General features: G+C 50.5%; 9 protein-coding genes. 3 read left to right on the top strand and 6 right to left on the bottom strand.

Annotation, left to right across the window (positions count from 1 at the left end):
- The first annotated feature begins 3 nt into the window (after window positions 1-3).
- The 3 genes from WBJ53_RS03765 (at window position 4) to WBJ53_RS03755 (ending at window position 2,574) form a co-directional block, all read left to right on the top strand.
- On the top strand, window positions 4-762 hold the full coding sequence (locus tag WBJ53_RS03765; RefSeq protein ID WP_338874716.1) for a response regulator: 759 nt from the start codon (window positions 4-6) through the stop codon (window positions 760-762).
- A 109-nt stretch (window positions 763-871) separates the two neighbouring features.
- Window positions 872-1,720: a DUF1080 domain-containing protein gene (locus WBJ53_RS03760; RefSeq protein WP_338874715.1), complete on the top strand. Its 849-nt coding sequence runs from the start codon at window positions 872-874 to the stop codon at window positions 1,718-1,720.
- Complete coding sequence (locus WBJ53_RS03755; RefSeq protein ID WP_338874714.1) at window positions 1,717-2,574, top strand: glycoside hydrolase family 16 protein; 858 nt, start codon at window positions 1,717-1,719, stop codon at window positions 2,572-2,574. The genes WBJ53_RS03760 and WBJ53_RS03755 overlap by 4 nt, the downstream gene beginning before the upstream one ends.
- Before the next feature lie 279 nt (window positions 2,575-2,853).
- Here the strand turns inward: WBJ53_RS03755 and WBJ53_RS03750 are convergent, their stop codons facing one another.
- The 6 genes from WBJ53_RS03750 to WBJ53_RS03725 all read right to left on the bottom strand — a co-directional run bounded on the left by WBJ53_RS03750 (window position 2,854) and on the right by WBJ53_RS03725 (window position 12,630).
- Window positions 2,854-3,948 carry a serine hydrolase domain-containing protein gene (locus tag WBJ53_RS03750; RefSeq protein WP_338874713.1) on the bottom strand — a complete coding sequence of 365 codons (1,095 nt, stop codon included), beginning with the start codon at window positions 3,946-3,948 and terminating at the stop codon, window positions 2,854-2,856.
- On the bottom strand, window positions 3,945-5,207 hold the full coding sequence (fucP, locus tag WBJ53_RS03745) for an L-fucose:H+ symporter permease (RefSeq protein ID WP_338874712.1): 1,263 nt from the start codon (window positions 5,205-5,207) through the stop codon (window positions 3,945-3,947). The genes WBJ53_RS03750 and fucP overlap by 4 nt, the downstream gene beginning before the upstream one ends.
- Window positions 5,208-5,333: 126 nt before the next feature.
- On the bottom strand, window positions 5,334-6,518 hold the full coding sequence (locus WBJ53_RS03740) for a glycoside hydrolase family 88 protein (RefSeq protein WP_338874711.1): 1,185 nt from the start codon (window positions 6,516-6,518) through the stop codon (window positions 5,334-5,336).
- A 90-nt stretch (window positions 6,519-6,608) separates the two neighbouring features.
- Window positions 6,609-8,507, bottom strand: a complete 1,899-nt coding sequence (locus WBJ53_RS03735; RefSeq protein WP_338874710.1) for a glycoside hydrolase family 97 N-terminal domain-containing protein — start codon at window positions 8,505-8,507, stop codon at window positions 6,609-6,611.
- A gap of 89 nt (window positions 8,508-8,596) precedes the next feature.
- Window positions 8,597-10,936 carry a heparinase II/III family protein gene (locus WBJ53_RS03730; protein WP_338874709.1) on the bottom strand — a complete coding sequence of 780 codons (2,340 nt, stop codon included), beginning with the start codon at window positions 10,934-10,936 and terminating at the stop codon, window positions 8,597-8,599.
- A gap of 62 nt (window positions 10,937-10,998) precedes the next feature.
- Window positions 10,999-12,630: a hypothetical protein gene (locus WBJ53_RS03725; RefSeq protein WP_338874708.1), complete on the bottom strand. Its 1,632-nt coding sequence runs from the start codon at window positions 12,628-12,630 to the stop codon at window positions 10,999-11,001.
- Window positions 12,631-12,705: the final 75 nt, after the last annotated feature.

Raw genomic sequence — 12,705 nt, 5'->3', positions numbered from 1 at the left:
CTCATGGAAACACCATTGCGTATTCTCATCGTTGAAGACGACCTGTTCATGGCCACCGATATGGAAGAAAACCTCGTTGGGTCGGGTTACCTTGTCTGCGGAACAGCAACCAGTTACGATAGTGCGATCAAACTAATGAAGCAGACCCAACCCGATCTTGTGCTGGTAGACATTACGCTCGATGGGCCAGCCGATGGCATTACGACCGTAAAAGAACTAATGCGTATTAAATGGGTACCCGTGATTTACATAACGGGCAGTTCAGAAACCGATACCTTCCATCGCGCTAAAGGAACCTTTCCGGCTGCGTTTCTGCACAAGCCGGTTCGGGTTCGGGAACTGGCTGCCCAGATCGATCTGGCTATGCATAATTTTTATGCGGGTAATATTTCGGGAGCACCCGAGCTGCCCGAACATACCTTTCTGCCAACCGGCAGTGGGTATATCCGCGTGGTAAAATCCGAAATTCTGTTTGTAAAAGCCGACCGGGGCAATAGCGAACTCCTGCTAACCCAGGCAGGCTTCCACCGAATTTACCCAACCAAACCCTATCATGCGATCAGTATTTCGCTGAACCTGGGTCGCCTGCTGCCCTATCTTTCAACGGGTTTTTATCAGCTTTCGCGCTCGCTGGTTATTAACCTCAACTATCTGGACCGAATCGAATCCAATATTCTTTATGTGGGCTCGCACGAAATCAGCATTCCCGATGGAGCCCGCAAACCACTGATCGATCATTTGCAGGTTGTTAGAACCCGATAGCAATCCGGGTGACCCCCACCCAGCGGTAGGCAACGTTTTTTTCCGGATATTGCACTGGCTCCAATCTGCCACATTGGGTAATTAAACCTGTTCTTTCGCTTTTTTCACTATGCGCCAACTTACTCTACTCGTCAGCTTTTTGCTGGTTTTCTCTTTAGGGCTAACTCAATCCAGCACCCGAGCGCCCAAAGCGGGCAAATGGATCGAACTTTTCAACGGAAAAGACCTTAAAAACTGGGCTGTCAAAATTACCGGACACCCGCTCAACGATAATTTCGGCAATACCTTTCGGGTCGAAGATGGAAAGATGGTGGTTCGTTACGACCAGTATAAGTCGTTTGATGAGCAGTATGGCCACATTTTCTACAAAAAACCTTTTTCGGCCTATCTGCTGGTGGTTGAATATCGGTTTGTGGGCGAACAGGTGAAAGGGGGGCCTGGCTGGGCTATCCGAAATAGTGGTGCCATGCTACATGGTCAGGCTCCCGAAACAATGGGACTAAAACAGGATTTCCCGATATCGATGGAAATGCAACTGCTGGGTGGCGATGGAACTCACGAACGACATACGGCCAATTTGTGTACACCCGGCACAAATGTCGTGCTCAATGGCAAGCTATTTACACCGCACTGTATCGATTCGAATTCAAAAACCTACGCGGGCGATCAGTGGGTTCATGCCGAAGCGTTGGTGTTGGGCGATTCGCTGGTGAAACACATTGTGGAAGGCGATACCGTGCTGACCTATTCAAAACCACAGATTGGTGGGGGCAACGTTATTCATTATGACCCGGCCGTAAAAAAAGAGGGGCAACTGCTGAGTTCAGGCTATATTTCTCTCCAGAGCGAAAGTCATCCGGTTGAGTTTCGTAAGGTATCGCTGTTCGATCTGTCGCCTTATATGCATAAGCCCAAACAACTGACCGCCATTCTGCATCAGTTACAGACCCGGAAATGAGGTATTTGCCACAGTACGTGTATTCGCTCATTGCCGCCTTGCTGCTGCTAACCACAACCAGTTATGCCCAGCGGGCACCAGTAGCCCAATCCGATACGGCCTGGCGGCTGGTCTGGTCCGACGAATTCAATACTAATGGGCCGCCCAGTTCTCAAAACTGGACCTTCGAAACGGGTTTCGTGCGTAACCACGAACACCAATGGTATCAGCCTCAGAATGCCCGTTGCGAAAATGGGTTACTCATTATTGAAGGTCGTCGCGAGCAGCGCCCCAATCCAACCTACCAGCCCGGCAGTTCGGACTGGAAAACCAGCCGACCAACCATTGAATACACAGCCGCCAGCCTGAAAACTCAGGGGTTGCATAGTTGGCAATATGGACGTTTCGAGATGCGGGGTCGCATCGATATCCGCCCCGGTCTGTGGCCCGCTTTCTGGACATTAGGTACGGCTGGCGAATGGCCATCCAACGGCGAAATCGACATTATGGAGTATTATCGGGCTATGCTGCTGGCCAATGTTGCCTGGGGAACCGACAAACGCTTTACGGCAAAATGGAGTACAACAAAGAAACCCATTGCCTCTTTCAACGACCCCGATTGGGCAACTAAATTTCATGTCTGGCGAATGGATTGGGACGAACACGCCATTCGGCTATCGGTTGATGGGCTATTGCTTAATAGCGTTAACCTGAGCGAAACTATCAATCAGGACGGCTCAGGCAAAAACCCGTTCAGGCAACCGCACTACCTGCTCCTGAATATGGCCATTGGTGGTGACAATGGCGGAGATAATACTAAAACCCAATTCCCGGCCCGCTTCGAAGTCGATTACGTAAGGGTATATCAGCGCTAGTTTTGAACTAGCAGGTAGCCTATATAACAAGGAAGGTCTCCGACAGCGCCAAAGACCTTTACCATACCAACCTATGATATATTCTATTTGATGTACTCAATACGTCACTCATCAATAGCCAGTTCTAAACCAACAACAGGCAAGAGCTGGTATTTATGACTGTAAAAATGTGGCATTTATTAGAACTGGCTGTCCTGCTGTCACCTGCTCGGAAGCACTTTTCTGTACATTTTTGTGAAATATTTCACTTTTCCGCTAAAAAAATTGCCCACACAGTCATTATTTGGTCTTTCCAGACACTTTCACAGCGTTCCGCACCAGCATGGGCAACAGCGGGCTGGCATAAAAGGCATTGAAGTGGTCTTTTACCGCCGGTCCATTTACGTCGACATGAGCCAGAAAAAAGCCATAAATATGATTCGGTTGGTCGATCCACGGGTAAGCTCCCGCCCAGCTTGGGCTGGTAATCAATGTGGGTTTTCCACGGCTGTCTATTTCAGCCCGCCATTCGCCCAGGCCGTATATGCCGTTGTGTTGCTGGTTGTAGGCTTTCTTCAGATATGGTTCCTGCTGCGTATTAGCTTCACCTACCTGGTCGGCCTGCATTTCGGCAACAGCCGTCGACGATAAAATGCGTTTGCCTCCATAAACGCCATTATGATAAATCATGTCGAGAAAATGAGCATAATCGTGCAACGTACTCCGCGCTCCTCCCCCCAGCATAGGGTTATGTCCACCTGTTGGATCAACCGGAGTAAAATGCGTCGCGGTCATGCCCAGAGGCCGGGCAATTTTAGCCTGAAATAAGTCTTCCCATTCCTTACCCGAAGCCAGTTCAGCCATGCGTCCGGCAACCTGCATAGCCAATCCACCGTATCGAAACTGGAGACCTGGTGTTGCATCGGCAGGTAGGGGTTTAATGTGAGAAACCGCTTCGGTCAGTGACTGATAATCGTCGGGATGCCGCCCTTCTGGCTGATAATCGGGGTAACCCGCCGTGTGCGAAAGCAATTGCCGAAGAGTCGCCTGTCCTTTCACATCGGTCCAGCCGGGGAGCCACTTCACAACTTTATCATCCCAGGATAGCTTGCCCTCGTCCACAACAGCCGCAATGGTCGCTGCCGCAAGCCATTTTCCTGCCGACGCAATAAATACGGAAGTTTCGGATGTGTAGTTTCCAAAATAACGTTCCAAGACAAGCTCATTATCTTTTACAAGCAATAGGGATGCACCCGAATAATAGCCCTTATCGACCCACTGCTGAATCTGCCAGTCAACGGGTTCAAACGGATTTTGTGCTACCGAATGCACCTGAGCCTGTGCCGCATACGATGCTATTGTACAGATCCATACCGTCAGCAGCCGGGCGCTCATCGTATTTTGGAGAATTTTGCACCAAACAGAAAAATGATGACGTAGCAGATAATGGGTAGGTAGTAGGCTGCGGCCACATCCTTATCGGCCACTAATCCCATAACAGGCGGAAAAAGAGCACCACCCACTACGCCCATCACAATAAACGACGAAGCCTGTTGCGTATGTGTTCCCAACCCTTTCAGGCCCAGACTAAAGATGGTTGGGAACATGATGCTGAAGAAAAAGTTGAGCATCAGCAACGCAATAAACGATGGCCAGCCGAAGCCTTGGGTAATGAGCAAACACATGGCAATACTGCCGAGCGCAAATCCTGCCAGCAGTTTATTAGGTGCAATAAACCGCATCAGATACGTGCCAACGAACCGGCCAATCATCATCATGACCATGCTCAAGGCAAAATAATAAGAAGCCTTTTCGGCTGCAAAACCCATCTTCTCAACACCATAGTTGATAAAAAACGCCCAGGTTCCACCCTGTGCGGCCACATTGAACAACTGCGCCACAACAGCCCACACAAAATGACGGTGCTGAAAAAGTGTTTTGGGCTGTTGCAAACTCTCAACAGTAGTTGGAACGGCATAGGCGTCGGCCTCCGCGTCAATGCTATGCGCATCCTGAACAGGCGGCACTTTCACAAACACGAATGCAATGGCAATAGCCAGAATAACCGCCCCGATAACCTGATATAGTAATTTGACCGACTCCAGATCGTTGGAATGCTCCTGGCCAGACCGCAGAATGAAGTAGCCACCAATCAATGGCCCGATAACGGCCCCTAACCCATTGAACGACTGAGCAAAGTTGATTCGCTGGTCGCTGGTACGCTGGTCGCCCAGTCCAGCCACAAACGGATGCGCAACGGTTTCGAGAGTAGCCAGTCCGCAGGCCAGCACAAATAAAGCTGCCCGAAAAAAACCAAACGATTCGGCATTGGCGGCCGGAACAAACAGAAAGGCCCCAATGGCATATAAGCCTAGCCCGAGCAGGACGCCGTTTTTATAGCCAAAACGCTTCATGAATAATCCGGCCGGAATACCCATGACTGCATAAGCGCCAAAAATAGAAAACTGAACCAGCCCCGACTGCGACTTGGAAACGTGCAAAACGTTCTGAAAATGGCGGTTCAGCACATCGCCCATTGTAATGGCAATACCCCACAACATAAACAGCGAGGTAACGAATACGAGCGTAATGAGGTATTTTTTTTCGGTAAAGGGGGCTGAGGCCGTTGGCCGGGAAGTATCAGTAGCCTGCATGGTCAGGAAAATAAATCAAGATGGTGTATTGGTTAGCAACCGTTGCTTCTAGTTTGTAAAGAGTCCATAATGCCTCGGAAATACCCGTTTATGATCACTTTATTGTCCTAAGATACCACGAATATGCTATAGCGGAGCTTGCACACGTTTCCCTACTCTCACTTTCTTCAACCGCAGAAGAGCCTCGATATAATAGTAATCGGCATAATTGATCGACGCATCGACTTCGCTGTTGTTCGGTTTATGGCCGGTGCTGTGCAGCAAAAATGCGCTGTTTACGTTGCGGCTCTGATACTGGGACGAAGACAGGGTCTCCAGCATTTGTTCGGCCCTGGTTCGATACGTAGCTGCTTTGGTTTTGTCTTTCATCAGCGTTGAAAGTTCCAGCAAGGCCGAAGCCGTAATGGCTGCCGCGGATGCATCTCTGGGAGCATTTGGAATGTCCGGAGCATTGAAATCCCAGTATGGAATCAAGTCCTTCGGCAGACGTCCCAGATACACGTCGGAAACCTTCTGAGCAAAGTCCAGAAACGTTGGGTCTTTGGTTTCCCGATAGACCATGGTGTAGCCGTAAATGGCCCAGCTTTGGCCACGCGCCCACATCGAGTTGTCGGCATAGCCCTGATGGGTAACACCCTTAATTTTTTTGCCGGTTTCGCGGTCGTACACGACGACATGATATGACGTATAATCAGGGCGAAAGTGATTCTTCATGGTTGTGGTCGCGTGCGAAACGGCTATATCGTAGAGTCGTTTACTACCTCCGTTTTTCGAGGCCCAGAACAGCAGTTCGAGGTTGATCATGTTGTCCATGATGGTGTTGTGCTGCGGCCATTCCATGTTCGGCACCGGGCGCGGCCACGACAGGATGGTACCCACTTCTGGATTGAATAGGGTCGCTAATGTATCGGCAGTAGCCAGCAGGATCTTTTTGTATTCGGGATTTCCAGTAAGCCGGTAACCATTCCCAAAACTGCAATACATTTGAAAACCCAGATCGTGGTCAATGGCTTTCTGGTACGCTAGTGGGGTCAATTCCTGCGAGAACGAATCAGCCTTCGCTTTCCATTTTGGATCTTTGGTGTACTCATAGACATACCACAACGTACCGGGCCAAAAGCCACTCGTCCAGTCTTTATAGCCGACATAATTCCAGGTGGCTTTGCTATTCAGAACATTACGGGGCAAATTAGGTTGAGCAGCGGGAATCGAAGCAGCCGTTTGGGTGGCCTGCTCAACACAGTAATCAAGTTGAGTATCAATGTTAAGCTTTGGCACAAACGCCAGTAATAGAATCAGGAGATAGCGCATAAGGGCAGAATTATTTTTTTCATGACAGGATTTACAGGATTGTATCAACATAAATAATCCTGATAATCCTGTAAATCCTGTCGAAAGAACCTATAACCCAGGTGTCAGCCAAATGGCCTGACCACCTCGGGGTAACAGATTCATATCCAGCAACTGACCGGCTTTCACGGTTTTGGCCGTTACCCGAACCTGCGTTTTCGTCGGCACTGTCGGGTCGTCGGAATAGATATGGGCCGTGTAGGTTTTACCTTTCGGCAGAAAATCCAGCGGGAGTTTCAGTATGCGCCCGTCGTTGTTGGTAATAGTGCCAACAAACCAGTCGTTGCCGCTCCGACGGGCAATGGTCACGTATTCACCAATGGCATCGTGAATCACTTTGGTATCGTCCCAAACGGTTGGCACCTTGGCGAAAAACTCAATTTCGGGTTCGCCCTCATAAGCCGACGGTTTGTCATACCAAAACACCGACTGCAAGGGACTATATGAGATGACGTTCATCGCCAGTTGATGGGCGTGGGTATTTTTCAGCCGCTTGTCATAATAGCAAATGGTGTAATCTCCCGCACCGGCCAGGTAACGCGTAAAGGGCAGAATTGTGTTGTGCGTCGCATCCGGGAATTCTTCATTACCACGAATGCCTTCCTGCGTCATCACGTTTGGATAGGTTCGGCTGGTACCCGTTGGGCGGTATTCATCATGGATGTTGACCATCAGATTATTTTCCAGCGCTTTACGTTTGGCTTCGGTTAGCCAGGTCATCCAGCGGTGCGACCCCACTTCGACAAACCCAAACTTGACGCCCTTAACACCCCATTTTTTGTAAAGTGGGAAAATCTCATCCATCTGTTTGTAGAGCGCCTGTAGGTTTACATACAGAATGACGCCCACGTTTTTTGAATTACCATAGGCAATGACCTTCGGCATGTCGATGGGCGCAACCACCTGTCGGGCATCGGAATGGAACGTAAAGGCCGGGCCATACCATTTCCAGTCGAAGAGAATGTATTGCAGATTATGCGCTGCGGCAAAATCGATGCACGAGATGGCCCCTTCGGTCGTCAGCGTCACTTCCCGCATCATCTTTCCCGGCTTAATCCAGTCGGTATTGCTGGCAATTGCGGGTGGATTAAGATTCAGCAGAATATCATTGTTTTCGAGCAGCTTACCCGGTCGTTCAGCCACCATTACCACCCGCCATGGCGTACCCACATCCGACATCAGGTCGGCACTCTCGTACATGGATGTAATGACCGTGTTCGGTTTGTTCGGCGAAAGTTTGAACTTGGTCATGGCGTAGTCGGCCAACTCAGCTTCGGCCAGACTGGCATAGAGACCATTCGGTAAGGAAAGCGTCAGTGGCCGCTCCGATGTTTCGGGCCAGTCGGCTAACGGTAGCTTCTGATACGCTCCCTGCGCCCAGGCGGTATACCAGGCTTTGGTTTCGGCAGGCAGCGTAAACTCGCTGTTTTCGGCCATCACCCGGTAGTACAATCCTTTAGGATGTTCGGGGAAGAAATACCGAAAAGCAATGCCTGAATCATACGCCCTGAAAATCACGTGAAGCTCATAGTCGGGGCTGTCTTCTTTCTGTAGTTGAATCTCAAGCTGATTGTAGTGGTCCCGAATCAGGCTCCGTTCGCCGTAAACCGGTTTCCAGGTCGTGTCTTTTGCCATCCGGACCACGTTTTTGATGACCAGATTATCACACCAGTTTACACCCAGCGTTCCGGGTGGTGTGGTAACCGTATGCGCCATCGCGTGCTCGAATACATGGTTGTCGATCTGTACGCCTAAACCCGATTCGAGAATCACCGGGTTTTTCAGATAATCGACACGGTAGGTCATCTGCCGTTTGCCCGGACTGATTTCCTTATGCGTGAAAACGACTTCCAGCTTACCATCCGGCGATTGCAAGCGATGTTCTATCGGTTGACTGAAGGCAACCTGAAAAAATAAAATGGAGAAAATCAGTAAGCTAACGTGTTTCATGTAGCAAAAAATTCTGACAGGATTATCAGGATTGGATTGTTTTGATTCAATCCTGATAATCCTGTAAATCCTGTCGAAAAACAACATCATTATTTCGTTTCATCGACCTCGATCCGCAGCAACTTGTCGGAGTTATATCGCACAGAGACCGGTTTGTTATTGACCATCAACTTGTTCACCTTGTCAAAACCCAGTGATGCTTCGATCAACGGTTGCCCCTGTAGCTGAACATCCAGTTGATTACCTGATTTTGCTGCGTACATAAACACTTTGGAGAGTGAGCTTAGCAGTGGTTTCCCATTCCGGCGTAGGTAACTGCCATTACTGATGAATATTGAGTTCAGTTGGGTCGGGTCCTGTCGGTCTGCATGTTCAGGAAAGGTTACTGCTGCAAGGTACGCGTCGGTCTCCCAGCCATTGATCATGTTATTGGCATTGCGATGCATCAGTCGCCCATCGGCCAGCAGATTGATATACACTTCCGTGACCTGACCGTTTTGGGTGATCCGTACACCGATGTAATTGGTACCTTCAAATTTTTCGATGATGGGCAGATTGCTCCGTCCGGCGGCTCCGCTGGCCCCCGACGACCCCGTTGCAGTCTGGATCGACCGATTGGTTTCGTCGAGCAACAGGATGGCATTAACAAACTTGATTCGGTCGGTCTTCTCGGGTGGCGACAGCACATAGTAGGGAATCTGAACGTTAGTCGTCCGATCTTTCAGTCCGTACTCGGTCCGAAATTTCATCTTTTCGGGCAAATCGTGCGGATAACCCAGCGGAAGCATTTCGGGGTACAACGGCCGGAAGAGGATAGCGGCACTGTCTTTGGTAATTTCGAAATCGGGACCGCGTTTCGTGGCTTTATCGTCATAATGCAGCAGGTAATCGAAGGTGCCGATGTCGTACGTTTTTACGTCGTCGATAATCAGAATCACGTTGCCAATCCAGAGGAAGTTGCGATAGTTACGCAGGAAGTTGCGGGAGGTCGGTCCGGTTGCATCAGCCAGAATGTACTTCAAATTACCACCATCGATCAGATTGTAGAGATGACCCGGATTCTTTACAGCGCTGTACTGATCACGCGGGTCCTGCGCTGTCCCATTGAACATGAGTACGTTGTGCGCCCGGCTCGTCACGAAATAGCTGCTGTATTCCGGGTTACCGTACCCAACATCACCGCCGTCGATGAGCAGATTTTCGCCTTTATGATAGAGGACAAACGAACCTGCATCGGCATGTGCGTGATTCCAGGTAAAGCCGCATTTTACGCCCAGCATCGTAGCATCGGGTTTCCACGAATTGCGGAGCATCCCCCACCCCATAGCTCCATACAGTGCCGATGTGGGTAAAGATGGCGAAGCGGGGACGGGCTTATTTTCAGGATGGTACAAGAGCCCCATGGGCGTACTCACGCCCAGATCCTCCCGAAACTGGTTGCGAGCTGTGTGCTGTAAATACCAGTAGTAATCGTCTTTCCCCAAGCCCAGCGCAATCAGCAATTTGGCCGGTCGGTCACCGTTGGCGAAATCGTTGCTGTCGCCAAAGTTCAGCGACATAAGGGGCTTATCCATGGAGCGTGGATATGACGCCTGAATAAACCAATCGACTGTTTTTTGCAGCAACGTATCGTAAGGCATTTTGATCGCTCCCAGTGCGTTGGTATATGCCAAACGAAACAGCAGGTATTCCGATACGCCATAGTTCGCATAGCTGACGCTTTCGTAAAAGCCTCCGGTAGGGTCGAAATTGGATGGTTTGTTTTCGAGTACGCTACCCGCAAAGGCAAACCACTGACGGCTGTCCTGCATGATGTCGGCGGCCCATTGTCTGGCCTGCGGTACTTCGTTCATGACGGCCAGCGATGCCACGCCCGCTTCAAAAACGATGGCGGCCCACCAGTTATGCCCCATGTTGTTAAGCGACTGAATGCGCTTGTCCTTCGATACCCAGTCGGCAATTGACGGCTCGATGCCCAGCTTGACGATTTTACCGGCAATATCTTTCCGTTCGTCTTTGGTTAGCGAATTATAGATGGCATCGAACGTAACCGAAGCTACCCAGTTATTATGACTGGTTCCCAGTCCGGCGTTCCAGCGAGGACTACGGTCATCCATACCATCCCAGAACGGACGCCCCACCAACTCGTTGAGTAGCGTCTTAGCTCGGTCCGCATAGCGTTTATCGCCGGTTATGGCGTAGGCCAGCGCCAGTTGTTCCATATTCCCGCCTTTAGGCTCCGACAGCCACCTGTCGCACCGCTGCCGAATGGCATTCCAGCGATTCGCCAGCAAGGTGTCGGTTTTGATACGTTCTTTCAGCCGTTCGGTGCGCTGTGGGGTGTAGAACAGATACGGGTGAGCTTTTTGCGCCTGCACAGCGAGGTTTGTACAAAGCAGGCCGAACAGGATAAGAGTAAGCTTTTTCATAATTCTTATTTTTTAACCCCTAAATCCCCTGAAGGGCAGGGCTGTTAAGTTCCAATTCCGTATCATAATTCAAGAAAAAATGTCCGTTCAACGGGTGCCGCCGACTGCACCTTTTGCCCTACGCTGGTGCCGTATTGCCACGCGACAACGGTTACTTTCATGGGCATCTGGCTCCGGGGTGGAATGGGCGTAAAAACGATTCGGTTTCCGTCAATCACCGCCGGGCCCTCCTTTACGTAATAGTGTATCGGCAATCGGGAATCCGAAACGGCCGTTAACGGAAGCGACTTTAGGCCCACCTTCTGGTTTTGAATAACCGGAAACGTAATGCTTTGTGGTTGACCTTCCTTATTGGCAATGGGGAAGCGCATAGCAGCCTGCTGAACGATGCTTTTGTAGCTTTGGTCGCCATCATTCGACGCTAATAACCAGATGTCGTTCGAGCGTTTGGGATTACTAAAGCCTATTCGGTAAAAGCTGATCTGAAACGTACTGTCATTTATCTTTCGAACGGGTCCACAGATGCGGTCGATGGAGATGGGCGTGTGCGCGTGTTCCGTCGTTGGCCGGATGCCCGATGTATCGGTAAATGTGCTCTTCAGATGGAACCTGATGCCGTCAGCGTCGGGCAGAAATTGTAGTTGATAGTTAAGGTTCGCTTTCGTCGGTTTCAGCAACTGGCCCTTCTGAATATAGCCCAGATGTTGCGGTTTCTTTCCTCGGGCCTGACGGTAAATGGCTTCGGTGGCCTCGGCCATTTCTTGATCGAAACACCAGGTAGCCACGCGCTTATCGCCCGTATAAGCGGCATACGGGGCCGGTTTTGCCATTGGTAAGCTATCCTTCCGCCAGCGATCCATCAGCCAGCCTTTTTGCGGGTCAATGGGTTTCAGCACAACAGTATCTTGCTGCCCTACCGATTCAGGCAACCGATAGCGGGCGGCTTTTTCAATGTAAAGTGTCAGAAACCGGACCATGCTATCGGAATTATCAAAGTGACCCCGACCTGCATCGGCCAGTAGACTGAACGGCGTTTTAGGGTGTTTCGCCACGTAAGCCAAAGCCGGACTTAGTCGATCTTCCCACCATTCGTATTCACCCATAACCATCAGCCCTGGCACACTGTCGATGGTACGCCCGGCCCAATCGGGATTAGGTCGTCCACTGCCGGTCAGGTTGGTTAGTGGGGCATCGCCATGTACGGAAATAACGGCCAGCGTTCGGCCGGGATTCCAGGCGGCAAAATTCCAGGGATAACTGGCCAGGGCCGAATGCCCAAGCGGCACGGCGGGCGCAATTTTCAGTTCAGCATAGCCCGATACGGTGGCCAGTCGGGTCATCATGTCATTGAATTCGACGCCAGCGCCTTTCGAGGAATGAGATGGGTTCCAGTCGAAGGTCTGGTTGAACATGGGCGTTACCCAAACGATGGCCAAACCCAGTCTGGTCATCGTTTTGCGAAAGTCGGGGTGCTCAAAAATGCCTTCTTCGAGCATGTTCTGCTGACCGACCACAACGCCCCGCACATAGCGACAGTTGTCGGGAATCCACAAAAACGCCTGCGGATGATCGTTCGTTTCGGGGGAGCTTACCGATTGGACTGGCACCGACCATTGCCACACCTGTGCCCGAGCAGGCTGGTATAGACTCAGTACTATCCCAAAAAAACTAATTACGACATTCCTGACAATCATACTCCGCTGTGTGCTGTGCTTTCTGTTGGCGCTCCGAATGGTCCAACCTACGCCAGATCAATTATTGACGGCTTT

Source organism: Spirosoma sp. SC4-14 (genome assembly GCF_037201965.1).
Lineage (GTDB): Bacteria > Bacteroidota > Bacteroidia > Cytophagales > Spirosomataceae > Spirosoma.
Note: the sequence above shows the minus strand (reverse complement) of the source record. Positions and strands in the feature narration are given on the sequence as shown.

Coding starts and splice junctions, on each gene's coding strand:
- WBJ53_RS03735 (WP_338874710.1), bottom strand. CDS start 8,507: ATGAAACACGTTAGCTTACTGATTTTCTCCATTTTATTTTTTCAGGTT.
- WBJ53_RS03750 (WP_338874713.1), bottom strand. CDS start 3,948: ATGAGCGCCCGGCTGCTGACGGTATGGATCTGTACAATAGCATCGTAT.
- WBJ53_RS03765 (WP_338874716.1), top strand. CDS start 4: ATGGAAACACCATTGCGTATTCTCATCGTTGAAGACGACCTGTTCATG.
- WBJ53_RS03740 (WP_338874711.1), bottom strand. CDS start 6,518: ATGCGCTATCTCCTGATTCTATTACTGGCGTTTGTGCCAAAGCTTAAC.
- WBJ53_RS03760 (WP_338874715.1), top strand. CDS start 872: ATGCGCCAACTTACTCTACTCGTCAGCTTTTTGCTGGTTTTCTCTTTA.
- WBJ53_RS03725 (WP_338874708.1), bottom strand. CDS start 12,630: ATGATTGTCAGGAATGTCGTAATTAGTTTTTTTGGGATAGTACTGAGT.
- fucP (WP_338874712.1), bottom strand. CDS start 5,207: ATGCAGGCTACTGATACTTCCCGGCCAACGGCCTCAGCCCCCTTTACC.
- WBJ53_RS03730 (WP_338874709.1), bottom strand. CDS start 10,936: ATGAAAAAGCTTACTCTTATCCTGTTCGGCCTGCTTTGTACAAACCTC.
- WBJ53_RS03755 (WP_338874714.1), top strand. CDS start 1,717: ATGAGGTATTTGCCACAGTACGTGTATTCGCTCATTGCCGCCTTGCTG.